Annotated in this window: 21 protein-coding genes and 1 pseudogene; 13 read left to right on the plus strand and 9 right to left on the minus strand. The window is 63.3% G+C overall.

Features of this window, described 5'->3' with window-relative positions; all coding sequences use genetic code 11:
• The first annotated feature begins 11 nt into the window (after positions 1 to 11).
• From prpB to NLM15_RS27460, 10 genes and pseudogenes are all read left to right on the plus strand, one after another.
• Positions 12 to 941: a methylisocitrate lyase gene (gene prpB, locus NLM15_RS27415; RefSeq protein WP_254120569.1), complete on the plus strand. Its 930-nt coding sequence runs from the start codon at positions 12 to 14 to the stop codon at positions 939 to 941.
• A 63-nt stretch (positions 942 to 1,004) separates the two neighbouring features.
• Positions 1,005 to 1,246: pseudogene (locus tag NLM15_RS27420) on the plus strand (AAA-associated domain-containing protein); the annotation flags it as partial.
• A gap of 196 nt (positions 1,247 to 1,442) precedes the next feature.
• On the plus strand, positions 1,443 to 2,837 hold the full coding sequence (locus NLM15_RS27425) for a sugar ABC transporter substrate-binding protein (protein WP_254120571.1): 1,395 nt from the start codon (positions 1,443 to 1,445) through the stop codon (positions 2,835 to 2,837).
• Positions 2,838 to 2,840: 3 nt separating this feature from the next.
• Complete coding sequence (locus tag NLM15_RS27430; RefSeq protein WP_254120572.1) at positions 2,841 to 3,776, plus strand: carbohydrate ABC transporter permease; 936 nt, start codon at positions 2,841 to 2,843, stop codon at positions 3,774 to 3,776.
• On the plus strand, positions 3,773 to 4,612 hold the full coding sequence (locus NLM15_RS27435) for a carbohydrate ABC transporter permease (RefSeq protein ID WP_254120574.1): 840 nt from the start codon (positions 3,773 to 3,775) through the stop codon (positions 4,610 to 4,612). Before NLM15_RS27430 ends, NLM15_RS27435 begins: the two co-directional genes overlap by 4 nt.
• Positions 4,609 to 5,664: an ABC transporter ATP-binding protein gene (locus tag NLM15_RS27440; protein ID WP_254120576.1), complete on the plus strand. Its 1,056-nt coding sequence runs from the start codon at positions 4,609 to 4,611 to the stop codon at positions 5,662 to 5,664. Before NLM15_RS27435 ends, NLM15_RS27440 begins: the two co-directional genes overlap by 4 nt.
• Before the next feature lie 4 nt (positions 5,665 to 5,668).
• Positions 5,669 to 6,442, plus strand: a complete 774-nt coding sequence (locus NLM15_RS27445) for a GntR family transcriptional regulator (protein WP_254120578.1) — start codon at positions 5,669 to 5,671, stop codon at positions 6,440 to 6,442.
• 32 nt (positions 6,443 to 6,474) lie between these two features.
• Positions 6,475 to 8,118, plus strand: a complete 1,644-nt coding sequence (locus tag NLM15_RS27450; RefSeq protein ID WP_254120580.1) for an arylsulfatase — start codon at positions 6,475 to 6,477, stop codon at positions 8,116 to 8,118.
• A 3-nt stretch (positions 8,119 to 8,121) separates the two neighbouring features.
• Complete coding sequence (locus NLM15_RS27455) at positions 8,122 to 9,096, plus strand: formylglycine-generating enzyme family protein (protein ID WP_254120581.1); 975 nt, start codon at positions 8,122 to 8,124, stop codon at positions 9,094 to 9,096.
• Between the two features lie 120 nt (positions 9,097 to 9,216).
• Positions 9,217 to 10,881, plus strand: a complete 1,665-nt coding sequence (locus tag NLM15_RS27460; protein WP_254120583.1) for a chloride channel protein — start codon at positions 9,217 to 9,219, stop codon at positions 10,879 to 10,881.
• Positions 10,882 to 10,886: 5 nt separating this feature from the next.
• Here the strand turns inward: NLM15_RS27460 and NLM15_RS27465 are convergent, their stop codons facing one another.
• Genes NLM15_RS27465 through NLM15_RS27475 form a run of 3 tightly spaced genes read right to left on the minus strand, consistent with a single transcriptional unit; the run spans position 10,887 to position 14,360 of the window.
• Entirely contained in the window at positions 10,887 to 11,609 is a 723-nt protein-coding gene (locus tag NLM15_RS27465; protein WP_254120585.1) for a GntR family transcriptional regulator, read from the minus strand.
• Between the two features lie 28 nt (positions 11,610 to 11,637).
• Positions 11,638 to 13,233 (minus strand): GMC family oxidoreductase, encoded by a 1,596-nt coding sequence (locus tag NLM15_RS27470; protein WP_254120587.1) that lies wholly within the window; start codon positions 13,231 to 13,233, stop codon positions 11,638 to 11,640.
• Positions 13,233 to 14,360 carry a mandelate racemase/muconate lactonizing enzyme family protein gene (locus tag NLM15_RS27475; protein WP_254120589.1) on the minus strand — a complete coding sequence of 376 codons (1,128 nt, stop codon included), beginning with the start codon at positions 14,358 to 14,360 and terminating at the stop codon, positions 13,233 to 13,235. The genes NLM15_RS27470 and NLM15_RS27475 overlap by 1 nt, the downstream gene beginning before the upstream one ends.
• A gap of 122 nt (positions 14,361 to 14,482) precedes the next feature.
• Between NLM15_RS27475 and NLM15_RS27480 the strand changes: the two genes are divergently transcribed.
• The 3 genes from NLM15_RS27480 to NLM15_RS27490 are packed head-to-tail and all read left to right on the plus strand — an operon-like array spanning position 14,483 to position 17,062.
• A complete protein-coding gene (locus tag NLM15_RS27480) occupies positions 14,483 to 15,238 on the plus strand; it encodes an ABC transporter permease (protein WP_375166862.1) in 756 nt (251 codons plus the stop codon).
• Positions 15,235 to 16,044 (plus strand): ABC transporter ATP-binding protein, encoded by an 810-nt coding sequence (locus NLM15_RS27485; protein WP_254120593.1) that lies wholly within the window; start codon positions 15,235 to 15,237, stop codon positions 16,042 to 16,044. The genes NLM15_RS27480 and NLM15_RS27485 overlap by 4 nt, the downstream gene beginning before the upstream one ends.
• Positions 16,045 to 16,066: 22 nt before the next feature.
• Entirely contained in the window at positions 16,067 to 17,062 is a 996-nt protein-coding gene (locus NLM15_RS27490; RefSeq protein WP_254120595.1) for an ABC transporter substrate-binding protein, read from the plus strand.
• A gap of 77 nt (positions 17,063 to 17,139) precedes the next feature.
• Here the strand turns inward: NLM15_RS27490 and NLM15_RS27495 are convergent, their stop codons facing one another.
• From NLM15_RS27495 to NLM15_RS27520, 6 genes are read right to left on the minus strand one after another with little or no spacing between them, the layout of a single operon-like run.
• Positions 17,140 to 17,775 carry a pyridoxamine 5'-phosphate oxidase family protein gene (locus tag NLM15_RS27495; protein ID WP_254120597.1) on the minus strand — a complete coding sequence of 212 codons (636 nt, stop codon included), beginning with the start codon at positions 17,773 to 17,775 and terminating at the stop codon, positions 17,140 to 17,142.
• A gap of 37 nt (positions 17,776 to 17,812) precedes the next feature.
• Positions 17,813 to 19,108, minus strand: a complete 1,296-nt coding sequence (locus NLM15_RS27500) for an ArgE/DapE family deacylase (RefSeq protein ID WP_254120599.1) — start codon at positions 19,106 to 19,108, stop codon at positions 17,813 to 17,815.
• The gene (locus tag NLM15_RS27505; RefSeq protein ID WP_254120601.1) at positions 19,105 to 20,793 is read right to left on the minus strand and encodes an ABC transporter ATP-binding protein; all 1,689 of its coding nucleotides are present in this window, start codon (positions 20,791 to 20,793) and stop codon (positions 19,105 to 19,107) included. Before NLM15_RS27505 ends, NLM15_RS27500 begins: the two co-directional genes overlap by 4 nt.
• The gene (locus tag NLM15_RS27510; protein WP_254124435.1) at positions 20,790 to 21,623 is read right to left on the minus strand and encodes an ABC transporter permease; all 834 of its coding nucleotides are present in this window, start codon (positions 21,621 to 21,623) and stop codon (positions 20,790 to 20,792) included. The genes NLM15_RS27505 and NLM15_RS27510 overlap by 4 nt, the downstream gene beginning before the upstream one ends.
• On the minus strand, positions 21,623 to 22,624 hold the full coding sequence (locus NLM15_RS27515) for an ABC transporter permease (RefSeq protein WP_254120603.1): 1,002 nt from the start codon (positions 22,622 to 22,624) through the stop codon (positions 21,623 to 21,625). Before NLM15_RS27515 ends, NLM15_RS27510 begins: the two co-directional genes overlap by 1 nt.
• Entirely contained in the window at positions 22,621 to 24,198 is a 1,578-nt protein-coding gene (locus tag NLM15_RS27520; protein WP_254120605.1) for an ABC transporter substrate-binding protein, read from the minus strand. Before NLM15_RS27520 ends, NLM15_RS27515 begins: the two co-directional genes overlap by 4 nt.
• Between the last annotated feature and the right edge of the window lie 179 nt (positions 24,199 to 24,377).

Here is a 24,377-nt window from a genome sequence, read left to right on the forward strand (position 1 = left end):
AGCCCTCACCAATGACCTATCTGACTTCAGCCGACACCAACTCGCGCACCCCGGGCCTTCGGTTTCGCGATCTTCTTGCGCGTCCCGGCATTCTGGCAATGCCCGGTGCCCACAACGGAATGGCAGCGCTGCAGGCCAAGCAGGCCGGTTTCGGCGCTCTCTATCTGTCGGGCGCAGCGATGACCGCGTCCATGGGCATTCCGGATCTTGGCATCATCACCGTGGATGAGGTCGCGTTCTTCATACGTCAGCTCAAGCGCGCAGCCGACCTTCCCATCCTGGCGGATGGCGACACCGGCTATGGCGAAGTGCTCAACGTCATGCACATGGTGCGCGTGTTCGAAGACGCGGGCGCGGCTGCGGTACAGCTGGAGGATCAGCTCTTGCCAAAGAAGTGCGGGCATCTCAACGACAAGAAGCTCGCGGATCCCCGCGATTTCGCCACGAAGATCGCCGCGGCCGCAAAGGCCCGCCACCATCTCTATATCGTGGCGCGCACGGACGCCGCAGCGGAAGAAGGGATTGAAGGGGCTGTTGCGCGCGCCCGGCTCTATATCGAGGCAGGAGCCGACGCCATTTTCCCGGAAGCGCTGACCACCTCCGAGATGTTCAGGGAATTTTCGCGCCGCATGCCTGACGTCCCCTTGCTGGCCAACATGACGGAGTTCGGTCGAACGCCCTTCTTTACGGCGCCCGAATTCGAGGCGATGGGCTACAAGATGGTGATCTGGCCGGTTTCGTCATTGCGCGTTGCCGCGCGCGCGCAGGAAAACCTTTACGCTGCCTTGAAGCGCGACCATGGCACGCACGGAATGCTCGATTCGATGCAGACCCGCGCCGAGCTCTATCGCACCATCGGATATTCGGACTACGAAGCGCTTGATCAGAGTATCGTCCGCACCATCGTTCCCGAAGGGACGCCCCAAAACTCGCCAACCTGACTTTCGGGATCGCGGGCTCGCAGCGGGTTCAAGATCTCCGCTTCGCTGCGATGTCTGGCGATCACGCAAGAGCGGAAAGAACATCTCGTCGCTTACGTGCCTCTGACGGGATTGATTCGTCGCGTGCTCGACGAGCGTCCCTCGCATACCGCCCGTTCGGCGCGGTTCCGCAACAAGCTCGAGGACTACATGTCCGAGGACTATGCGGAGGAGACGCTGAGGACGGTGGTGTCTTGGGGCGCTATGCCCAGCTGTTCGCCTATGACGAGCAGTCGGACAGGTTCAGCCTGGAAAACCCCAACTGATACGATCTCGTTGCGCGCACGATAGATGCGCCTATGCCGTCTGGATCTAGCACGGTGGGCTCCAGCTCCGCCGGCGTCACTCCTCACCGCCGTCATTCGCCGGTTCCTCGACCGAACCTCCCCCCGATTGACTTGTTATAACATTTAGGCAAATGTCCCTACTAACCGGAAAAATCCGGATTTTCGGGAGGACAGCATGACGTCATTCAAGCCGACGCGACGAACACTACTCAAAACCGGAACCGCGGCTGCGGCTCTGGCGACGTTTGGGCCTGGCATCCTACGGCACGCATCCGCACAGGACGCCGACCTCGCGCCCTACAAATCCGCGCAGATCGACTGGCAACAGGTTTCCGGCGAGACCATTACTGTCGCGGTGATCCCGGCGAGCTATTTCGAAAACCTGATCACGCTGGCGCCGCAGTTCAAGGCGCTGACCGGCATCGACGTCCGCTTCGAAAAGATTCCGCCGGCGCAGATCCGGCAGAAGAGCGTCATCGACCTGACCTCGAAGACCGGCACCTACGCGACCCACGCCGCAGACCCCATGTATTATGCGCTCTACGCCGCGAACAAATGGGTCGAGCCGCTCGACACTTATCTGAACGACAAGGCGCTGACCGATCAGGCCTGGTTCAAGCTCGACGACATCATTCCGGCCTGGCGCAGCGCCAACGGCATCGACGGCAAGCTTTACGGCATGCCCTATGACGGCGAGGTCACAATCCAGGTCTATCGCAAGGATCTCTACGATGCGAAGGGCCTGAAGCCGGCCGATACGCTTGAAGCCTATATGTCTAATGCCGCAGCGTTGAACACGCCGAACGATCGCGTCTGGGGCGCGGCGCTGCGCGGCGTCGCCGGCGCGGGCCAGAACATGTACATTTATCCGTCGATCTTCCGCGAATTCGGCGGCGACTGGATGAAGGGCGGCAAGCTCACCGTCAACGGCCCCGAGGCCGAGGCGGCGCTCGCCTGGTACGTCGATATTATGAAGAAATACGCGCCGACCGCGGCGGCGAACTGGAACTGGCCGGATATCGCGGATGCCTTCTCGCAAGGCACCGTTGCCAGCTACATCGATGCGCACTCGTCGGCCTCGGTGATCAACAATCCCGAGAAGTCGAAAGTGATCGGCAAGGTCGCCTATGCCCGTTGGCCGAAGGGGCCCTCGGGCAAGCGCACCACTTCGATCTGGAACTGGGGTTTCCCAATCAATTCCGCGCTGCCGGAGAAGAAGCGGAAGGCCACCTGGCTGTTCATCCAGTGGGCCGCGAGCGCCGAGACCCAGGCGCGCACCTCGCATCGTTTCGCTGGTCCCACCAAGCGTTCCGGCGTCAACCGCACCTCGGTTTGGAAGGATGCTGACTACATCAAGCTGATGAACGGCTTTGGCGAGAACTTCGTCGAGGCCACGATGGGCGCCTTGCAGGACGACACCGATGTCGATTGGCGTCCGCGCGTGCCGCAATGGCCGGCGATCGGCGACACCATGGCGACCGCGATCCAGTCGGCCCTCTCCGGCCAGGCCACGATCAAGGCCGCCCTGGACGATGCGCAGCGCCGCATCGAGCCAATGATGCGCGGCTGAGCCATGGCGACGACAGCGGTGACATCGGTCGACATTGCGAGTGAGGCGCCTCGCAGCGATTTCGGCCGCGTATTGGCGCAGCGCGAGCGCCGGTTTGCAGCAGCTTTGCTTGCACCGGCGTTTCTCGCCCTGCTCGCCACGACGACGTTTCCGCTTCTCTTCCTGGTCTATACCAGCGCGTTCCGGATGGATCTGGCGATGCCGTTCACCAACGGCTTCGTCGGGTTCGAGAACTACCAGGTGCTGCTTGCCGACGAGCGCTTCTGGACCTCGCTGCTGGTGAGCCTCGTCTATACCGGCTCGACCGTCGCGCTCCAGGTCATCATCGGGCTGGCGCTCGCCTTGCTGGTCATGGACATGAAGCGCGGCCAGGGCTGGTTCAGGGTTATCGCCATCCTGCCTGTGGTGCTGTCGCCGGCCGTGGTCGGCATGATCTGGCGCACCTTCATGCTGGCCCCCGAATTCGGCATCGTCGATTTCCTAGCGATCAATGCGGGGCTCGGCAGCAAGAACTGGCTCGGCGATCCCACGCTCGCGATGGTCTCGGTGATCGCGATCCATACCTGGCAGTGGACGCCGTTCGCGTTCATGGTGCTGCTGGCTTCGCTGGCCTCTCTGCCCGAGGACATCTACGAGGCCGCGCGGCTCGACCGTGCCTCCGCCTGGCAGCGTTTCCGTCGCATCACCCTGCCCTTGCTGCGCCCCGCAATCGTGATGGTTATCATCATGCGGACGATGGTGGCGCTGACCGCGTTCGCCGCGATCTTCACCGTCACCGCGGGCGGCCCCGGCACGGCGACCGAGATCCTCAATCTCTATGCCTACCGGAAATCCTTCACCGAGCTGTCGATCGGCTACGGCTCGGCGCTCGCGGTGGCGCTCTTGATCGTGACCATCATCATCTCCGGCATCCTGTTTGCGATGCGGAGGGCGAAATGACTGCAAAGCGCTTTCGCGTTATCGCCTTGCTCGCGATCTCCATGGTCTTCCTGCTGGCCTGGGCATTCCCGATCATCTGGAGCGTGCTGAACTCGCTCAAGACCGACTCCGACGTGCTGGCCTATCCGCCCAAGCTGGTGTTCGCACCGACACTCGAAGCCTATCGCGACGTGCTGTTCGGCTCGGGATCGATCCTGCCGAACCTCCTCTCCAGCGTCATCATCTCGGTCGGCACCACCATCGTCACCATGCTGATGGCGGTGCCAGCGGCCTATGCGCTGGCGCGCTTGCGCTTTCGCGGCAAGAAGTTCGCGGGCTTTTACGTGTTGGCGACGCAGATGCTGCCGCCGGTCGGCATCATCATCCCCTACTTCCTGGTGCTGCGGAACATTGGCTGGATCGACACCTATCAGGGCATCATCCTGATCTACCTGTCGTTCTCCCTGCCTTTCGCGATCTGGCTGCTTGTCTCCTATTTCGAGGACATTCCCTTCGAGATGGAGGAAGCCGCCTATCTCGACGGTGCTAGCCGACTGAAGACATTGTGGCGCATCATCATTCCGCAGGTCCGCGGCGGCATCGCTGTGACCGTCGTGTTCGTGTGCCTCAATGCGTGGAACGAGTTCCTGTTCGCCGTCGTGCTCAGCGGCAACACGGTGCGTCCGGTCACGGTCGCCATGTTCAATTTCGTCTCCGTCGAGCAGACGCTGTGGGCCAAGCTCGCAGCGGTCTCGGTCCTTGCCATGCTGCCTGTCGTCGTGCTCGGCGTGGTCGCACAGAAGCATATCGTGAAGGGCCTGACGGTCGGTGCAGTCAAGGGCGGGGGGCGACGATGAGCGGCCAGGGTCAGGTCAGTTTTCGCAACATCGTCAAGATGCACGGCGAGTTCGCCGCGCTCAAGGGCGTCAATTTCGACATCAAGCCGGGCGAGTTCTTCGCTCTGCTCGGCCCCTCCGGCTCGGGCAAGAGCACCACGTTGCGCATCCTCGCGGGCCTGGATGCGCCGACCGCCGGCCGCGTGCTGATCGACGACAAGGATGTCACCTCGACCGATGCGCGCGACCGCGACATCGCGATGGTGTTCCAGAGCTACGCGCTCTACCCGCACATGACGGTGGCCGAGAACATCGCCTTCCCGCTGGAGATGGCCAAGCTGCCGAAGGCCGAGATCACGCCCGCCGTGAAGGATGCGGCACGCAAGGTGAAGATCGATCACCTGCTCGACCGCAAGCCCGGCCAGCTCTCGGGCGGCCAGCAGCAGCGCTGCGCGCTGGCCCGCGCCATCGTGCGCAAGGCGCGCCTGTTCCTGCTCGACGAGCCGCTGTCGAACCTCGACGCCAAGCTGCGGCTTGAGACCCGCGCCGAGTTGAAGAAGCTGCAGCGCTCGCTGGGCGTCACCGCAGTCTACGTCACCCACGACCAGGAAGAGGCCATGACGCTCGCCGACCGCATGGCGGTGTTCATGTCCGGCGAGATCCAGCAGGTCGGGACGCCCGCGGAAGTGTTCGCGCGCCCGAACTCGATCGACATCGCCGGCTTCATCGGCAATCCCCCAATGAACCTCGTCCCCGCCCGTTACGTGAATGGCGACGTCATTGTCGCCGGCGGCCATCGTCTCAAGACGACGACCACGACCGCGGGTGAGCGCGACGTGGTGGTCGGGCTTCGCCCCGGCGCCCTGCGCATGACGGAGGGCGGTCTCGGCGCGCGCGTCGACCTGATCGAGGACCTCGGAGATACCGCCGTGCTCGATCTCGACTGCGCCGGCACCATGATCCGCATGCGCGTCGCCGACGGCAACATTCCCGGCGAAGGCGACACGATCTCGATCACGGCCCGACCGCAAGACATTCACCTGTTCGATCCAGCGACACGCATGCGGCTCTGACACCATGGCTGTTCAAACGCGCAAGAAGAAACCGGCACCGCTCGGCAGCGACGTCGTCGCGGAAGGCTCGACGCCCCTGCATATCCAAATCCGCGAATCCATTCGCAGCCAGGTGCGCGACGGCAAGCTGATCGACGGGACCGGCCGCCTGATGACCGAAGCCGAGCTCGGCCGTCATTTCGGTGTCAGCCGCATCACCATCCGCAACGCCATCGCGCCCCTCGTGAATGAAGGCATGTTCGACCGCTCGCGCGGCCGCGGCACCTTCCTGCGCTCGAACCAGCCCGAGAACTGGGTCGGCCACCTCATGGGATTCTCGGAAACGATCCGCGACGCTGGCTACCAGGCCGGTGCAAGGATCCTGCAGCAGGGCATGACCAACCGGCACGACGCCGCCGTTCGCGAGCAACTTCGCGAACGAGCCGTCTGGCAGCTCCGACGCCTCCGGCTCGCGGACGACACGCCGATCGCGATCGAGCACGCCTTCTATCCGCCGGACATCGGTCTCGAGCTCGAGAAGCGCGATCTGATCTCGATCATCATGTACCGCGTCTTCGAGGACGAGCTTGGCCTCGCCATCAAGGATGCGCAGCAGACCATCAGCGCTGATCTCGCCGACGCCAGCAGCGCCAAGCTGCTCGGCGTGAAAGTCGGCTCGCCGCTGCTCGCCATCGAGCGCGTCACCTTCGGCAAGGACGGACGGGCGCTGGAGCTGCTGCGCGCCGTCTATCTGCCGAAATATTTCCGCCTCAGCATCAGCCTGACGCGCCGCCACTAACTACGCCACACGTCAATCACGAGGACACAAACATGCCGAACGGCGCAAAGACCCCGGAAAGTCCGAACATCCTGCTCATCCTCAACGACGACATGGGCTTTTCGGACATCGGCTGTTACGGCGGCGAGATCCAGACGCCGAACCTCGACCGACTCGCGGCCAACGGGCTGCGCTATTCGCAGTTCTACAACACCGCCCGCTGCAGCCCCTCGCGCGCCTCGCTCCTGACCGGCCTGCACCCGCACCAGACCGGTATCGGCATCCTCACCTACAGCAACGGACCCGAGGGCTATGCCGGCAACCTCAACAAGAGCTGCGTGACGATCGCCGAGGCGCTGAAGAGCCGGAACTACACGTCCTATCTAAGCGGCAAATGGCACATCGCCAGCAGCCTCACCGAACCAACCGACGCCTGGCCGATGCAGCGTGGGTTCGACCATTTCTATGGCACCATCATCGGCGCCGGCAGCTTCTATCATCCAAACACGCTGACGCGCGGCAACGACAATATCGAGCACGAGGCTGAAAAAGATCCATCGTTTTTCTATACGGACGCGATCAGCGACCAGGCCGCCGCCTTCATCCGCCAGCACAAGGCGGAGAAGCCTAACGCGCCGTTCTTCCAGTATGTCGCCTACACGGCGCCGCACTGGCCGCTCCATGCCCATGACGAGGATATCGCCAAATACAAAGGCCGTTTCGATGCGGGCTGGGACAAGCTGCGGGAAGAACGCCTCAAGCGCCTCGTCGATGACGGCATCATCCATCCGAACTGGCGCCTGACCGATCGCGACCCGACCCAGCCGCCGTGGACCGACGCCGAGCAGCGCGAATGGACGCTACGTTGCATGGAGGTCTATGCGGCCCAGATCGACCGCATGGACCAGGGTATCGGCCGCATCCTGAAGGCGCTGGAAGAGACCGGCCAGATGGACAACACGCTGATCATTTTCCTGTCCGACAACGGCGCCTGCGCCGAGGACATTCCGGAAGGCGTCACCGCAAAGGAGCTGGTGGACCAGCTGATGATCGCCAAGGCCAAAACGCGCGACGGCAAGCCAGTGCGCTTCGGCAATGATCCAACCCTGATGCCCGGCGCCGAAGACACCTATCAGAGCTACGGCACGGCGTGGGCCAATCTCTCCAACACGCCATTTCGGCTCTACAAGCACTGGATCCACGAAGGCGGCATCGCAACGCCGTTCATCGTGCACTGGCCGCGCGGCATCTCCGAAAAGGGCGGCCTGCGGCACAATCCGAGCCAGCTCACCGACGTGATGGCGACCATCCTCGACGTCACCGGCGCCACCTACCCCAAGGAGTACAACGGCAACGCCATCCTGCCCTGCGAGGGTGAGAGCCTTGTGCCGTCATTCGCGGCGGCCTATGGCAACCGTGGCCCGCTATTCTGGGAGCACGAGGGCAATGCGGCCGTGCGCGTCGGCAAGTGGAAGCTGGTGCGGAAATATCCAGGACCGTGGGAGCTCTACGACATGGAAACGGACCGGACCGAGATGAACGATCTGGCCGCGCAGCATCCGGATCGCGTCCGCGAGATGACCGCGCAGTATCAGCAATGGGCCAGCCGTTGCGGCGTGATCCCGCGCGAAAAGATTCTCGAGCTGATGAAGGCGGAAGGCGGGACAGCCTTTTGGGAGGAAGAGAAGCAGAAATAGGACATGACGAGGGATCGGTCGCACTGCTGCACTCAAGGCGCCGCCGACAGGGCACCGGCGGCGATCGATGATGCGCAAGCAGCGATCCTTCCCAGTCCGACCGCAATCCCGCGCCGCTGGAGCAAACTGATCGGTGGAACCTTCCACATGGGATCGGCTGACAAGGGCTTTGTCGAAGACGGCGAAGGCCCGGCGCGATCAGTCACGTTGTCGTCCTTTGCGATTTCTTGCCACGCCGTGAGCAATCTACAATTCGGCGACTTCGTCCGTACAACGGGTTACATCACAGAAGCTGAGCGCTACGGCTGGAGCTTTGTCTTCGACGGACTTTTGCCGAAGGTGACGCGAGCGGCGCACACGACCCGCGTCCAGGAAACACCGTGGTGGATCCAGGTACTGCATGCCTATTGGGCGCAGCCGGAGGGGCCGTCGAGTAGCGTCCTCGAACGGCTCGATCACCCGGTGGTCCATGTCTCCTGGAATGATGCGCAGGCCTATTGCGCATGGTCGGGCACGCGCCTGCCGACCGAAGCGGAATGGGAGATGGCCGCGCGCGGCGGATTGGATCAGGCGACCTACCCTTGGGGCAATGAGCTGCAGCCCGGCGGCGAGCATCGATGCAACATCTGGCAGGGCGATTTTCCTGATCGTAACAGCATGGACGACGGCTATTTCGGCACGGCGCCCGTTCACGTCTTCACGCAGAACGGCTATGGCCTGCACAATGTCGCCGGAAATGTCTGGGAATGGTGCGAGGACTATTTTTCGCCGAGCTATCACCGCCTCACGCCATCACGAGACCCCTTGAACCACGAGCCAGCTCCCAACCGATCGATGCGCGGCGGGTCCTTCCTCTGCCACGAGTCCTACTGCAACCGCTACCGCGTTGCGGCGCGAAGCTCCAACACGCCCGACTCCTCGTCGAGCAATATCGGCTTCCGTGTCGTGCGCGCTGAACCGCTGCGGGATCCGGCATAGGATGGCGCCGCATGCCTCGAAGCCGACCCAAGCTCCCGGGATCCGTCTGCTGCCGCTCTTTCTGCGCAATTTCGTGCGCAATCGCGAGACCGGCCTCGTCCTGGTCGCCATCGTCGTCGGATGCCTCAGCGGCGTCCTGGTCGCTGCGATTTCCAGCTTAGCCAGGTTTCGCACGCACTGCTGTTCGACATTCCCTTCGACGCGCATCTCAGCGCCACCGGCGTGATTTCCTGGCAGCGCACGCTGCTGATCCCGATGCTTGGCGGCCTGGTGCTCGCGTTGATAGGACTGTATTTCGCGCGAAGGGTGAAGGGCCAGCAACTCGCCGACGCCATCGAGGCCAACGCTCTCTACGGCGGCCGGGTGTCGTTTCGGGGCAGCCTTCTGATCTCGATCCAGACCCTGCTGTCCAACGGGTTCGGTGGATCGGTCGGACTGGAAGCCGGCTACACCCAGATCTGCTCGATGTTCGGCTCGCACGTCGGCCAACGCCTGGCCGCGCGGCGCAACGACATGCGGCTGTTGGTGGCTTGTGGCGCTGCGGGCGCCATCAGCGCGGCGTTCTCGGCGCCGCTGGCCGGCGCCTTCTACGCCTTCGAGGTCGTGCTGGGTGCCTACACTTCCGCCGCCCTCGTACCCGTCATCGCAAGCGCCGTCACCGCGTGGCTGGTCGCGCGGCAATTGACACACCAGTCCTTTCTGATGGTACCCGGCTTCCCCTCGCCCGTGTCGGTCGAGATGATCGGGCAAACCGTACTGATTGGCATCATCTGCGCGTTCGTCAGCATCCTTGTCATGCTCGCGGTCGCGTTCTCGGAACGCTGCTTCCAGCGCGTCACGCTGTTCAAGGGATTGATGCGGCCAATCCTCGGAGGCTTTCTCCTCGGCGGCTTTGCTCTGCTGACCCCGACCGTGCTGGGCGCCGGCCACGGCGCAATGCAGATCCTGCTGGTCAGCAATCCGACCGGGCTCCTGCTCACGACGACCATCGTGCTCAAGATCCTGGCCTCCGCCATCTCGCTGGGCTCCGGCTTTCGTGGCGGCCTGTTCTTCGCTTCGCTGCTGCTCGGCGCGCTGATCGGGCAGCTCTACAGCGTCGCGCTGAGCGGCCCGCTTCCCACGCTCGCCCTCCAGCCCGGCACGGCGGCCATCGCAGCGCTCGCCGCGCTCGGGACCGGCGTGCTGGGAGCGCCATTCAGCATGGTCTGTCTCGCACTGGAGATCACCGGCGATTTCTCCGTGACCGTCGGGGCCGTCGTTGCGTCAACGGTCTGCGCGCTGATCGTCCGGGAGCTGTTCGGCTACAGCTTCGCGACATGGCGCTTCCATCTGCGCGGCGAGGCGATCCGCGGCCCGCAGGACATCGGCTGGGTCCGGCAGATGAGCGCAGCCTCGCTGATGCGCACCGACTTCGAGAACGCGCTGACGACAATGCCGATCGGCGAAGCGCAAAAGCTGTTTTCCCCGGCGCAGGTCCGCCAAGTCGTGCTGCGCGATGCCAACGGCATCTATGCCGGCATCGTCGCGGCCGCGACGCTGCATTCCGTCGCCAACCAGGACGACGAACCGTTGGGATCGCTGGCGCAGCAGCAGGACGAATGCCTGCTGCCGACCACCTCGGTCCGCGAGATCTTGAAGGCTTTCGAACGGAGCGAGGCCGACGTTCTCGCCGTCGTGGACCGAGCCGACCATCGCGCCGCGATCGGCACCTTGAGCGAGTCGCATGTGCTACGGACTTACGGAGAGGAGCTCGAGCGCCGGAACCAGGAGCTGTTTTCCCGGTAAACCCGTTACGGCCGCAGGTCCATGTCGATCCGCACGAAATCACCTCGATAGGTCACTTCGCCGAGATAGATCACGGTACGGTCCCTGGCTGTGAAGACACGGCGGACTTCGGCAACCGGCGAGTTCAGGGGCACGCGCAGCAGCCGCGCCGCTTCGATATCCGCGGTGCCGATCGTCAGGGTCTGACGGGCGCTGGCGATGGCGGGATCCCTGAGATCATTGAGAATTGGAATCACGGTCTCGTTGCGAAAGCGTTTTGGTGACCTGCGAAAAATCTTCTCGTCGAGATAAATAGAAATGACGCAGTAAGGCTGCTTTTCGCGCGAATGCAGGCGGCGCATGAATACGTACTTCTCGGCCGGCTTGCCGTCTTCGGGAAGCAGTGGCGCATCGCTGCGGCTTTCCGAGATATTGATGATCTCCGGCGAGGTGTCGCGATACATGTCCGCGAGGTCGGATAAAGTAGTCTCGACCTTGAGCCAGCGATCCTGCCGCACGGTCCCGGTGACGAAGGTGCCGCGGCCCTGCTGCGCCTCGATGACGCCGTCCCGGGCGAGCAGCTCGACGGCCTGCCTTATCGTGACTCGCGACACGCCGAATTCGGTCGCCAGCTCCTCGTTGGCCGGCAGGCGAAAGCCCTGGGTCCAGATGCCGCGCGCGATCCGCTGGCGGAAGATATCCGCAATCTGCGCGTATTTGGGGACGTGACTATCGGAACTCAATTCCATCTCGTCCTCCAGAAATCAGGCGGCCCAATTAGGCCATGACAAGGGCTGCACCGCGTTCGCCGATCATCAGGCTGGTCGCATTGGTGTTGGCCGAGGTGATCTGCGGCATCACCGAGGCATCGATCACCCGGAGCCGTTCAACGCCGCGCACGCGCAGTTGCGGATCGAGCACGGCTGCCTCGTCTCGGCCCATGCGACAGGTCCCGACGCAGTGAAACACGGTGCCGCCGGTGGTCCGCGCAAAATCCCACAGCCCGGCGTCGTTGCTTGCGGATTCGCCCGGCACCATTTCGACGTCCCAGAGCGGACGAAACGCCTTTTGCTGATATATCTCGCGCAAGATCTTTAGGCCCGCAACCATGGTTTTGCGATCGATCTCCTCGGCAAAATAGTTGGGCGCGATCCGCGGCTGCTCGAACGGATCGGCCGAGCTGATCGCAAGCTGCCCGCGCGACTGTCCGTGGCACTGCCAGACCGAGGCTGTGAAACCGGAATAGCTGTGCAGTGGCTCGCCGGGCTTGTCGACCGAGAGCGGCATCACGTTGAACTGCACGTCTGGACGGCCATCAAGCGCGAATTCGGTGCAGGCCGCGCCACCCACCTGCCCCGCTCCTACGGTCAAAGGCCCCCTGCCCGCCAGCATCCATTGCAACCCCATCTTCGCAAGCTCGACGGGATTGCGGACTTGGTCATTGAGCGAGATGCGCTCTTTCAGGCGCACGATCAGCCGGGCCTGATAATGGTCCTGCAGATTGGCGCCGACTTCGGGCGAGTCGGCGATGACGGGAATGTCGTGCTTGCGGAGCAGATCGGCCGGACCGACGCCGGAGAGCTGGAGTATCTGCGGCGACTGCAACGCGCCACCGGACAGGATGACCTCGCGATCGGCCGCAGCGTTGTGCACCTGCCCATTGCTGATCCACTCGACGCCGGTCGCGACGCGGCCGGCAAAGGTAACCTTGCTCACCTGTGCGTGCGTGGTGATGGAAAGATTGGGCCGGTCGGCGATGGGCCGAAGAAACGCGGATGCCGAGCTGGTCCGCCAATGCCGCCCGATGCCGAGCTGATAGGTGCCCACGCCGAGCGTCGTCGCGCCGTTGAAGTCGGGATTGCGCGGCAGGCCGAACTGCACGCCCGCCTCGACCCAGGCGTGTGATGCCGGATTGTCGTTGCGGAGATCAGAGACCTCGAACTCGCCGAGGCCGCCGTGAAACTGGCTCTCGCCGCCACGATAGCGCTCGTAGCGCCGGAAGTAGGGCAGCACTTCGCGATAGCTCCAGCCATCGGCGCCGAGGCGTTCCCAATCATCAAAATCCTCGTGCTGGCCGCGGATGAAGATCAGCCCGTTAATCGACGAGGATCCACCGAGCACGCGCCCGCGCGGCCAGACGATGGCGCGCCCGCCGCTTCCTTCCGACGGATCGGTCCTGAACAGGCGCGAGAAGCGTTCATTGTAGATAGTCCGGTAGTACCCGACCGGAAGTTTCAGCCAAAAGTTCCGATCCGATCCGCCCGCCTCCAGCAGCAACACGCGGCAGGTCGGATCGGCCGACAACCGGTTTGCAACCACGCAGCCGGCCGATCCCGCGCCGACGATGATGTAGTCGTAGCTTTGCCTGGACATCACAGCGTCCGGTACTGTTCGATCGACGCAAGATCGGGCGTAATGCCAAGACCAGCCTCGTCGCCAAGCTCGATCATTCCGTCCCGGACATCAAGCACCGGCCCGCAGAAGAGATCGCGCAGCGGATTCTCGTTGCTATCGACCTCCAGCAGGCCGTCGCCGCCGACGCCGGCCAGAAGATGCGCCGATGCCAAGAGGCCAATGCCGGCACCGAGATAGTGAGGGCAGAACATTTTGCCCGACTTCAGAATGTCGCGGGCAATGCCCACGCAAGCCGACAGCCCGCCCCACTTGGCGATATCGGGCTGAACGACACCGAGAACCGGCTCGCCCAGCACCTCGGCAAAGCCCGCGTGACTTGCGATGTTCTCGCCGGCCGCGAGTGGAAAGCGGATGGCTTCGTACAGCTGCTGCCATTCCTGCCGCGGGCGGTCGGCGACAAGCGGCTCCTCGAGCCAGGCAAGTCCGAAATGCGCGAGCTGCGGCGCAAGCTCGAGCGCCTGCGCGATAGTCCAACCCTGATTGACGTCGGCTGCGAGCATCCCATCGCCGACAAGCCGGCGCAGCGCTGTGAGATTGGCGCGGTCGGCCGCCGGGTCGAAGCCGATCTTCAGCTTCAAGGCGCGGTAGCCACGGCCGAGCGCGGCTTCAGCGGCTTGCTCCGACCCGATTGGATTGATGCCACTGGCGTAGACCTTGATCTGGTTCCGCGATCCGCCGAGCAGCTTCCATAACGCAACGTTCTGGCGACGCGCGTGGAGATCCCAGACCGCGAGATCGATGCCGGCGATCGACTGCGCGAACGGCCCCGCCTCGCCGGATTGCAACGCGAGCACCGCGGTTCCCTGCGTCAGGCGTGCGAACGTATCCGAAGGCCGCTCCGCCTTGAATCCGACAAGGGCCGGCGCCAACACCTCGTTGACGAGGCGAACACGATGCTCGGCGCCCGGCGCTGGAAAGTTGCACCATACCTCGCCCCAGCCCACGTAACCGTCGGTATCCTCGACCCGGACGAAAACGGCCGGCCGGTCCGCCATCCGCCCGAACGAGGTGATGACCTGCGTCTTCAGCGGGTATCGGAAGCCGAAGGCTTCAACGCTGCGGATGGTGAAGGGAGGCGATGTCATGCGCGAAAAGCCTGCGGCACCTACGACCAAAGGCGCCTCTTGTATGGTCATCCTATTTATAATATGACCTCTGAAAACATCAATCGCTATCTGGGTGGACGCGTCGAATGGACGGAGCTGGCGTGAGACGCTTTGTTCTCGGATTGACACCGTGGATCGGTGCGATCCTGCTCTGGTACGCCGTACGCTGGAGCGGTTTTGTCAACGTCACGCTGATCCCCGCACCGCATCAGGTTGCGGCAAAGTTTGTTGAGCTCCTCACCAAGGAAGGCCTGCTGATCGACGTCTTCGCCTCGACCCGTCGCGTCTTCTTCGGCGTCTCGCTGGGCATACTCGTCGCCGTCCCGGTCGGCTTCCTGCTCGGCTGGTATCGCCCGGCGCGCACCTTCGCGGATCCCATGATCAACTTCTTCCGCGCGCTGCCGCCGATCGCGCTGATCCCGCTGGTGATCGTCTATTTCGGCGTCGACGAGGTCGCAAAGCTCGTCATCCTGTTCTACGCCTCGTTCTTCTCCGGCGTGATCGTGATGTATGAGGGCGTCTCGCAGATCACGCCGCTCTACATCCGCGTGGCGCAGACGCTCGGCGCCAATCAGGCGGAGATTTTCCGCAAGGTGATCATTCCCCTCACCGTCCCGCATATACTCACCGCACTGCGCGTCGCGTTGGGCGTAGCCTGGGCAACGCTGGTCGCATCCGAGCTGATCGCGGCCCAGCGTGGACTCGGCGCCATGATTCAGAACGCTTCGACCTACTTCCTGCTCGACGTTATCTACGTCGGCATCATCTGCATCGGCCTGATCGCGCTGATCATGGACGTGATCTTGCGCAAGATCACGGCGCGGCTATTGGTCTGGCAGGATCGGGCCGTCGCATGATTAAGCGTGCACAGTTCGAAAACGTTTCGTTGTCCTTTGATACAGCGAAGGGGCGCCTCAACGTCGTCGAGAACGTCAGCTACGACATCAACGACGGCGATTTCATCGCCGTGATCGGCCCATCCGGCTGCGGCAAGACGACGATGATGAGCATGCTCGCCGGCTTCCAGAAGCCGACGACCGGTAACGTGTTGTTCGACGGGCGCCCCGTCGTCGGCCCCGGTCCCGAGCGCGGCGTCATCTTCCAGGAATATGGAGTGTTCCCGTGGCTGACGGTGAAGAAGAACATTGCCTTCGGCTTGACGCTCAGCGCCAACCATGTCCCGACGGTCGAGCGCGACGCGATCTGCGACCATTATCTCGGCCTGATGGGGCTATCGGACTTCGCCAACTCCTATCCTAAGCATCTGTCCGGCGGCATGCGCCAGCGGCTCGCGATCGCGCGCGCCTATGCCGTCAAGCCGCAGTTCCTGCTGATGGACGAGCCGTTCGGCGCGCTCGATGCGCAGACCCGCTCCAACATGCAGAACCTCCTGCTCAACGTGCTCGCTACCGAGGGCAAGACGGTGATGCTGATCACCCACTCCGTGGAAGAGGCGATCTACCTCGCCTCCCGCATCGTGGTGGTGACCGCGCGACCGGCGCGCATCCGGGAAATCATCGACGTGCCGTTCGCCTATCCGCGAGACGAATCGATCCAGGAGCGGCCCGAATTCAGTGAACTGCGCAGCTACATCAAGCAGCTCGTGATGGACGAGTACCGCGCCCAGCAGGCGCAGATGCGTCCAGTCTCATTCTCGGAATAACAAGCAAAACGGAGGACACATCATGGATCGGCGGCAATTTCTGACCACGACGGCAGGCCTTGCACTCGGCACGTTCACCGCCGCAGCGCCCGCGATCGCGCAGGCCAAGACAAAAGTTCGCGTCGGCTACCTCCACACCGTCGCCGTCGACGGCCAGATCTGGACCGGCATGGACCGCGGCTCCTTCGAAAAGCAGGGCCTCGATCTCGAGCTGCGACAATTCAACACCGGCCTCGAAATCTTCCAAGCGCTGATCGGCGGCAGCCTCGACGTGCTGGCGACGGGCGCCGTGCTCTCGAACTTCCCTGCCCGCGGCCAAGGCAAGGTTTTTTTGATCAACGACATCGAGGTCGCAACCGCTCAGCTGTGGGTTCGCGGTGACCAGGGCATCAAGACGTTCGCGGATTTGAAGGGCAAGCGCATCGCGACCGCGACCGGCACCACTGCGCATGTGTTCTTGGATACCGCGCTTCGCGCCAACAAGGTCGATCCCAAGGAGGTCGAGCTCGTCAACCAGACCATGCCAGCCGCCGTAACCGCCTTCATTTCCGGCGCAGTGCCTGCCGTCGCGCTCTGGGTGCCCTTCAACGTGACGGTGCGCGACAAAGTACCGGGCGCGGTCAAGCTCGCCGATGCGTCAGCCTATTATCCGAAGGCAGCGATCATCGGCGGCTGGGCGGCAGCCAACGACTATTACGAGCCAAACAAGGAAACACTTGCGAAGTTGATCCGTGGGTGGGCAGACGCCAACGACTACATTGTCGCCAACAGTACCGAAGCAATGGAGAGGCTGCAGAAGGGCCATTACAGCCAAACCCCGATGGCCGATATCAACGAGTCGTTCAAGGCCCAGAAGATGTTCACTTCGAAGGACTGGAAGCGCATGTATTCAGACGGCACGGTCACCAATTGGCTGCAGCAATCGACGGATTTCTTCATGGCTAATGCCGGTATCAAGGACTTCACGCCGGCTTCGAAATATTTTGATCCGGGTCTCTATCTGAAAACCATCGTTTAGCACTCAAAATTGCGGGCTCTTCTCGCAATCGAAGAGTGTGCCGGCTCGTTGCCGCCAAGACGTCAGATCTGCTACTCTCAGTAGAGCCTCGTGCGGTAGCCTTCTTCCATCGTCTTCTCGGCCTCTTCGACCGCGATCGCCGCGGTTTGCTCGGCAATGATCCGGCCGAGCGTCGGAAAGCTGTTGCGCTCGACCTGCGCGGCCGGGTTCCACAGCTTCGAGCGCATCAATGCCTTGCCGCAGTGGAAATAGGTTTCCTCGACTTGAACCTTCAGCCCGATGACAGGGACGACGTTCTGCACCGCGAGGGGCGTCAGCAGCTCGGCATCCTGCGATATCTCGGCGCGCCCGTTGACGCGCAGCGTCTCGTTGATCCCCGGCACCAGGAAGATCAGGCCGATGCCGGGCGAGGCGATGATGTTGCCGAAGGTATCGACGCGGTTGTTGCCGCGCCGGTCGGGGATCAGCAGCGTCTTGTCGTCAAGCACGGCGACGAAGCCCGGCGCGTCGCCGCGGGGGCTGGCATCGGCGTGGCCATTGCCGTCGCTGGTGGCGAGGACAAGGAACGGCGACAGCGCGATGAAGTCGCGGCAGAACTTGTCGAGATGGTGGAGAACCTTCTTCTCGGCTAGCGGGCTGAGCTGCCCGAAATGGGCCCGCAGATCCTCTTGCGTCTTGACCGGCGGCTTGCCGCCCGCACCCTGGCTGTCCATTCGCGAACCTCCGTTTTGTGGTGAGTTTCCTTCTCGACTACTTGGCTTCGATCCCGCACCAGCTCGCGGTGAACAACGCAAGCGCCTTGGTCACCCGCTTCACCGAGGCGAGATCGACGCGCTCGTTGAAGCCGTGCGCTCCCTCCATCGTGGCGCCGAAGCAGAACGCCGGAACGCCGAAATCGAGACCATAGAAGCGCGCATCGGTCAGCGCGGTTGACGAGAAGCTGGTCAGCTTGCGGCCGAACACGTGCTCGTAGACCGGAGCCAGAACCGCTTCGCTCTCCTGAATCTCGGTGGCCTCGTAGCCCGGCGACAGGAAGCCGGACCAGACGATCTGCGGCGGGTTGTTGGCGAGGAACGGATGCGAGCGCGCCGCCTTGGCGACGAAATCCACGATCTCGGCCTGGGCGTCGGCGATCTTCCAGCCGGGCAGCACGCCGATGCGGCAATCGACATCGCACCAGGCGGGCACGCTGGAGGCCCAGTCGCCGCCCTTGATGATACCCGGATTGAAATTGAGCGGATGATCCACCGACTTGAAGGAAGGATGCGTCTTGGCGCGCTCGTTCCACTCGGCCTCGAGACCTTCGAGCTTCTGGATCAGGTGGATGGCAGCCTTGATCGCGTTCGAGCCGGTGCCGGCGCGCGCGACATGAACCGGTATCCCGCGCACCTTGAGGCGGAACCAGATCACGCCGACCTGGGCACGCATCAGTTTCTCGTCGGTCGGCTCGGGCAGGATGCAGGCGTCCGCGCGGTAGCCGCGCTGGAGCGTCGAGAGCGCGCCGAGACCTGTGCTCTCCTCCTCGATCACCGACTGCAGATGAATGCGGCCCTTGGGCTTGTAGCCCGCGGTCTTGATCGCATCGAGCGCGTAGAGCGCCGAGATGGTGCCGGACTTCATGTCGCCGGCGCCGCGGCCATAGAGCCAGCCATCCTCGACCACGGGCTGGAACGGCGGCCGCTCCCACATGTCGAGCGGCCCGGCGGGCACGACGTCGCAATGGCCCTGGAGGATCAACGAGCGGCCCTCCTCTTTCGCCGGCCGATAGGTGCCGACGACGGAACGCGCGCGGGAAAACTCGGTCTCAACCGGCCCGTAACCGGGGAGCGACTTCAGATCATCCTGGTCGATGACCCAATCGTCGACCTCATAGCCGCGCTCGCGCAGCAGCTTTGCGAACATGTCCTGACAAGGGGCTTCCGCCGCGCGCGTGCTCGGGATGGCCGTAAACGCGATCGTAGTGTCGATCTGCTTGTCGAAGGCGGCATCCACGGCGGCTTCGATGCGCTCACGGGCACCGGCTGGAAGCGGGAGGTTGTCGGTCATGAACTGATCCTTGCTTTCGGAGTTGCACCGGCCGCACCGGCAAAGCCCGGCTGGTCGAAGAAGTCGCGGCCCGGGATCGCGTCGAGCAGATCGCGGGTGTAGGCCGCTTGCGGCGCGCTGAAGACGTCCGCGGTCGCCCCCTCCTCCACGATACGGCCCTTCTGGAGCACGATGACGCGGTCGGCGATCTCAGCGGCGATGCGCAAATCGTGGGTGATGAAGACCATCGCGAGCTTCATCTCCTGACGCAGCTCGGCGAGCAGTGCCAGCACCTGGGCTTGTACGGAGACGTCAAGCGCTGACACCGCCTCGTCAGCGATCAGCACCCGGGGCTTGAGCGCGAGCGCCCGCGCGATGCAGATGCGCTGGCGCTGGCCGCCGGAAAATTGGTGAGGATAGCGATCTGCGGCATTGGCGTTGAGGCCAACTCGCACCAACAGCTTCTTCGCCTGCTCCATCGCGTCCGCGCGCGACGTGCCATAGGCCATCGGCCCGCGTGCAACGGCATCGCCGACCTTCTGGCGGGGATCGAGGCTCGCAAAAGGATCCTGGAACACGATCTGGAGCTGCTTTCGCGCCTGACGCAGCGCCTCGCCGCGGAGTTGGCGGAGATCCTGATTGTTGAAGCGGATCGCACCGCCGTCGGGTTCGGTCAGACGCATGATCATGCGCCCGAGCGTAGATTTTCCGGAACCGGATTCGCCGACGACAGCGAGCGTCTCGCCCTCGTGCAGGGTCAGCGAGATGCCGTCGGCGGCGACGACTTCGCGCGGCGGCTGCAGGAAGCCACGCTTGACCCGGAACGTCTTCTCTAGGCCGATCACTTGGAGCAGCGGTGCGGGGTCGACCGCGGCGCGGCGAATCTCGTCGAGCCGCGCCTTCGGCACGGCGTCGATCAGCTCGCGGGTATAGTCTGCTTTGGGATGACGCAGGACTTCTTGGACGGTGCCCTGCTCAACCACCTTGCCATGGCGCAGAACCACGACGCGATCGGCGACATCGGCGACGACACCGAAATCGTGGGTGATCAGCAGCACGCCCATGCCGCGGTCACGGCGCAGATCGTCGATCAGGCGCAGGATCTGACGTTGGGTGGTGACGTCGAGCGCCGTGGTCGGCTCATCCGCAATCAGGAGCGCAGGCCGGTTGGCCATCGCCATCGCGATCATGACGCGCTGGCGCTGGCCGCCGGAGAGCTCGAACGGATAGCTCCTTTCGAGCAGCTTTGGATTGGGCAGACCAACTTGTGTAAGGAGTTGCTGCACGCGCTCACGCACTTCGTTCGTTGACGGCGTCGGCCGCTGATGGGTGAGGATCATCTCCTCGACCTGCTTGCCGACGCGCTTGAGAGGGTTCAGCGAGGACAGCGGCTCCTGAAAAATCATCGCCGCTTCGCCGCCGCGCAGGCGGCGCAGCGTACGCCAGTCCAGCTTTGCCGGGTTCTGTCCCGCGACCGTCACTGCACCAGAAGCGACCTCAACGCCCTTCGGCAGGAGCGACAGCACCGCGTGCGCGATCATCGACTTGCCCGAGCCGGACTCGCCGACAAGGCAGACGACCTCATTCGGCCTGACCTCGAAAGAGACGTTCTCGACCGCGAACGGTCGATCGCCACCTTCGGGCAGCCCAATCGAGAGGCCTTGGACCGACAGCACGGGGGCATTGGCTTGCACGGCGTCACTCATGACCGGCGCCTCGACACACGCGGATTGAGGACGTCGGAAAGGCCCTCGCCGAACAGATTGATCGCCAGCACGGTGATGAGGATGGCAAGCCCGGGAAATACGCTCATCCACCAGGCGTTGCGCATGACGGTGCGGCCCGCACCGATCATGAAACCCCAGGACATCAGATTGGGATCGCCGAGACCCATGAAGGACAGCGCGCTTTCGAGCAGGATGGCGGTTGCGACCGTCAGCGAGGTCACGACCAGGATTGGCGAGATCGCGTTGGGCAGGATGTGGCCGAGCACGATGCGCAACGTGCCCTCCCCCTGACACAGCGCTGCCTCGACGAATTCCCGGTTGCGCAGCCGCAGGAACTCGGCACGAGTGAGGCGTGCCAACGGCGGCCAGCTCACCGCACCGATGGTCAAGATGATCGTGAGCAGCGACGGAGCGAAGGTCGCGACCAGCAGGATCGCGAGCACGAAGGCCGGGATCGTCTGGAACAGCTCGGTCGTCCGCATCAGGACCATATCGACCTTGCCGCCGAAATAGCCGGAGATCGCGCCGATCGTGACGCCTATCACCATCGCGGCCATGGCCGAGGCTATGCCGATCACCAGCGACACACGGGCGCCGTAGGCAACGCCGGCGGCGACGTCGCGACCGAGCGTGTCGCCGCCGAGCAGCAGTCCGTCCTCACCGGGCGGCGTGAAAGGGGCACCGACCATTTCCCAGGGGGAGACTGGAAAGACGATGGGCGCGATGATCGCAACGATCACCACGGCAAGCAACACGACGAGACCCACCATGCCGGAGGGATGACGCAGGAAGGCGCGGATTGCATCCATCATGCGGCCCCCGTCGTCATTCGGGGATCGATCAATCTGTAAATCAGGTCGGTCAGCAGATTGAGCACGATGACCACGACCGACAGGATGAGAAAGATGCCAAGCAGCACGGGATAATCGCGTTGCAGCAAGGCATCGAAAGTGAGCCGCCCCAGCCCCGGCCAGGCGAACACGGTCTCGATCACCACGGCGCCGCCGACAAGCGCGCCGGCCTGCATGCCGGCGACCGTGACAACGGGCACCAGCGCGTTCCGCAGCATGTGGCCGACCACGATGCTGGGGCCGGACAGGCCCTTGGCACGTGCGGTCTTGATGAAGTCCTGCTGGGCGACCTCGATGATCGAGGAGCGCATCAGCCGGGCATAGATCGCGAGATAAATCGCCGCGAGCGAGGTCACCGGCATGATCATGTGTTTGGCGATATCGAGCACGTGCTCGAACGGCGAGATTTTTACGTTGATGGTCTCGTAGCCGAACGGCGGCAGCCAGCCGAGCGTCACCGAAAAGACAAGGACGAGCATCAGCCCGAGCCAGAGTACCGGCGTCGCATAGAGCACCAGCGAAAGCACGGTGAAGACCGTGTCGAGCACGCTTCCCGCCGCGAGCCCCGCGAGCGCCCCAAGTATCGTACCGATGAGCAGCGCAAGACAGAAGGCCGTCACCGTCAGCAACAGCGTCGCCGGGAGACGTTCGAGGATGAGATCGACCACGGCACGACGCTGGCGATAGGAATAGCCGAGATCGAGCCTGACGACACGCCCGAGATAGCTGGCGAGCTGCACGGCGTACGGCTTGTCAAGCCCGTACTCCTTGCGCAGATCCTCGAGCAGCTTTGGATCAGCCGCGCCGGATTGCCCGGCCATGACCTGGGCAGGGTCGCCGGGGGCGGCCCGCACCAGCACGAAGTTGAAAGTGGCGATGACGAGGATGACGGCGACGAGCTGGGCGATCCGGCTCAGCGCCATCAGCCCGATCGTCACCGCGCTGCCGAGACGGATCACGATTTGTAGACCGACCCGAAGGTTTCGTGCGAGCCGATGCCAGTCGAGACGATGTTCTTGAACGCCTTGTCGTAGATGATGGGATATTCGAGTTCCAGCGTCCAGGCGACCGGCACGTCTTCGACCAGGATGGCTTGCACCTTGGAATAGAGCTCCTGACGCTTGGCCTCGTCGAGCGTCACAGCGGCCTCGTCGAACAGCTTGTCCACTTCGGGGTTGGAATAGCCTTGCGTGTTCGAGAACAGGATGCCCTTCTTGATGTTCGAGGAGACGTAGGTGCGGGAGACGCCGAGCGCGGGATCACCGAGTTGGTAAAGCAGGTTCTGGGTCATTTCGTAGTCCCAGTTGCCGACCTTTTCGGCCCAGCCGGCCATGTCGGTGCCGACCAAAACGAGATCGATCCCGACGCGGGCAAAGCTCTGGCGGAAGAATTCGCCGGCACGCTGGTAGGATTCGTCCACGGGCGGTACGACGTACTTGATTTCGACACGCTTGCCGTTGGCGTCAGGCTTCAGTCCCATCTCGTCGAGCAGTGCCTTGGCCTTCTCGATCGAATAGTCGTAGCGCTTGACCTTGCCGTCGTAGAATTTCGTCTTCGACGAGATCGGGCCGGTCGCGGGCTTGGCCATCCCGAAATAGACCCGCTTGCTCAGCGCGTCGCGGTCGATCAGGTGCATGATGGCCTGACGAAAGCGCTTGTCGTTCATCGGCGCGATACGATTGTTCATCTCGAGCCACGAATGCGGCGCGAAATATTCGTACCCCTTGGTGGTCACTTCGAGATTCTTCTGCGACTTGAAGCGCTGCACGTCGAAGAACTGGAGATCTGACCACTGCGTGAGCTGCACCGTTCCGTTCTCCAGCGCCAGCGCGCGCGAGGCCGAATCCGGAATGATGCGATAGACGATCTCGTCGAGATAGGGCTGGTCCTTCAGGTAGTAGCCCTCATGCCGCACCAGATGCACATGCGAGCCGCGCACCCACTCCTTCAGCTTGAACGGCCCGGTGCCGATCGCCTTGTCGTTCATCGGATTCTTGCGAAAATCGGTGCCCTCGTAGATGTGCTTGGGCACGATCGGCGCCGAGGTGCAGTCGAAGCAACCGAGAAACGGTGAGAAAGGCTGCTTGAGCTTGAACACTACGGTGAGCGGATCGGGCGCTTCGGCGGAAGCGACGCGGGCAAAATTCTGCCGTGCGCGCGGATGCGTCTCGGTCAGCACCTTCCTGCAGCTGAAGACGACATCTTCCGACGTCATCGGCTTGCCGTCGTGGAAGGTGATGTTGGGAAACAGCTTGAACGTATAGGTGAGGCCGTCGGGCGATATCTCCCAGGACTGCGCCATGCCCGGCATCGGCTTCAAGTCTTCGCCGTATTTCAGCAGGCTCTCGTAGATCTTGCCGCCGAGCGTCAGCGTTGGCTGCTGCTGGTTGATCGCGGTCACCAGCACCGGCGGTTCGGGCTGGATGATGGCATTGAGCGTGCCACCACGGGTCTGGCCCACCGCCCGTGTGATGCCAAGGGGAATCGCTGCACCCGCCGCCAGCATGGCCTGGGTGAATTCGCGTCTGTTCATCGAGCTCTCCGTGGTCGCATATCGACTTGGTCAAGCCTCGCATTCGGGGTTCGGCGAATGTCGCGGGCGGGTGCATTGTTGCCAAACGTCCTGTCCCGCGCTACCTGATCGGGGACAATAACCATCGCGATCGGGCCATAACTGGCCTGGAAGATGCATAAGAGCCTTGCGAAAAGGAC

It is taken from the genome of Bradyrhizobium sp. CCGB20 (assembly GCF_024199855.1).
GTDB lineage: Bacteria > Pseudomonadota > Alphaproteobacteria > Rhizobiales > Xanthobacteraceae > Bradyrhizobium.

Excerpts from the sequence above, each read along its gene's own strand:
- NLM15_RS27425 (WP_254120571.1), top strand. The coding sequence starts at position 1,443 with ATGACGTCATTCAAGCCGACGCGACGAACACTACTCAAAACCGGAACC.
- NLM15_RS27475 (WP_254120589.1), bottom strand. The coding sequence starts at position 14,360 with ATGACATCGCCTCCCTTCACCATCCGCAGCGTTGAAGCCTTCGGCTTC.
- NLM15_RS27470 (WP_254120587.1), bottom strand. The coding sequence starts at position 13,233 with ATGTCCAGGCAAAGCTACGACTACATCATCGTCGGCGCGGGATCGGCC.
- NLM15_RS27485 (WP_254120593.1), top strand. The coding sequence starts at position 15,235 with ATGATTAAGCGTGCACAGTTCGAAAACGTTTCGTTGTCCTTTGATACA.
- NLM15_RS27510 (WP_254124435.1), bottom strand. The coding sequence starts at position 21,623 with ATGGATGCAATCCGCGCCTTCCTGCGTCATCCCTCCGGCATGGTGGGT.
- NLM15_RS27465 (WP_254120585.1), bottom strand. The coding sequence starts at position 11,609 with ATGGAATTGAGTTCCGATAGTCACGTCCCCAAATACGCGCAGATTGCG.
- NLM15_RS27490 (WP_254120595.1), top strand. The coding sequence starts at position 16,067 with ATGGATCGGCGGCAATTTCTGACCACGACGGCAGGCCTTGCACTCGGC.
- prpB (WP_254120569.1), top strand. The coding sequence starts at position 12 with ATGACCTATCTGACTTCAGCCGACACCAACTCGCGCACCCCGGGCCTT.
- NLM15_RS27430 (WP_254120572.1), top strand. The coding sequence starts at position 2,841 with ATGGCGACGACAGCGGTGACATCGGTCGACATTGCGAGTGAGGCGCCT.
- NLM15_RS27505 (WP_254120601.1), bottom strand. The coding sequence starts at position 20,793 with ATGAGTGACGCCGTGCAAGCCAATGCCCCCGTGCTGTCGGTCCAAGGC.
- NLM15_RS27495 (WP_254120597.1), bottom strand. The coding sequence starts at position 17,775 with ATGGACAGCCAGGGTGCGGGCGGCAAGCCGCCGGTCAAGACGCAAGAG.
- NLM15_RS27460 (WP_254120583.1), top strand. The coding sequence starts at position 9,217 with ATGCCTCAGCGGCGTCCTGGTCGCTGCGATTTCCAGCTTAGCCAGGTT.
- NLM15_RS27455 (WP_254120581.1), top strand. The coding sequence starts at position 8,122 with ATGACGAGGGATCGGTCGCACTGCTGCACTCAAGGCGCCGCCGACAGG.
- NLM15_RS27500 (WP_254120599.1), bottom strand. The coding sequence starts at position 19,108 with ATGACCGACAACCTCCCGCTTCCAGCCGGTGCCCGTGAGCGCATCGAA.
- NLM15_RS27520 (WP_254120605.1), bottom strand. The coding sequence starts at position 24,198 with ATGAACAGACGCGAATTCACCCAGGCCATGCTGGCGGCGGGTGCAGCG.
- NLM15_RS27440 (WP_254120576.1), top strand. The coding sequence starts at position 4,609 with ATGAGCGGCCAGGGTCAGGTCAGTTTTCGCAACATCGTCAAGATGCAC.
- NLM15_RS27435 (WP_254120574.1), top strand. The coding sequence starts at position 3,773 with ATGACTGCAAAGCGCTTTCGCGTTATCGCCTTGCTCGCGATCTCCATG.
- NLM15_RS27445 (WP_254120578.1), top strand. The coding sequence starts at position 5,669 with ATGGCTGTTCAAACGCGCAAGAAGAAACCGGCACCGCTCGGCAGCGAC.
- NLM15_RS27450 (WP_254120580.1), top strand. The coding sequence starts at position 6,475 with ATGCCGAACGGCGCAAAGACCCCGGAAAGTCCGAACATCCTGCTCATC.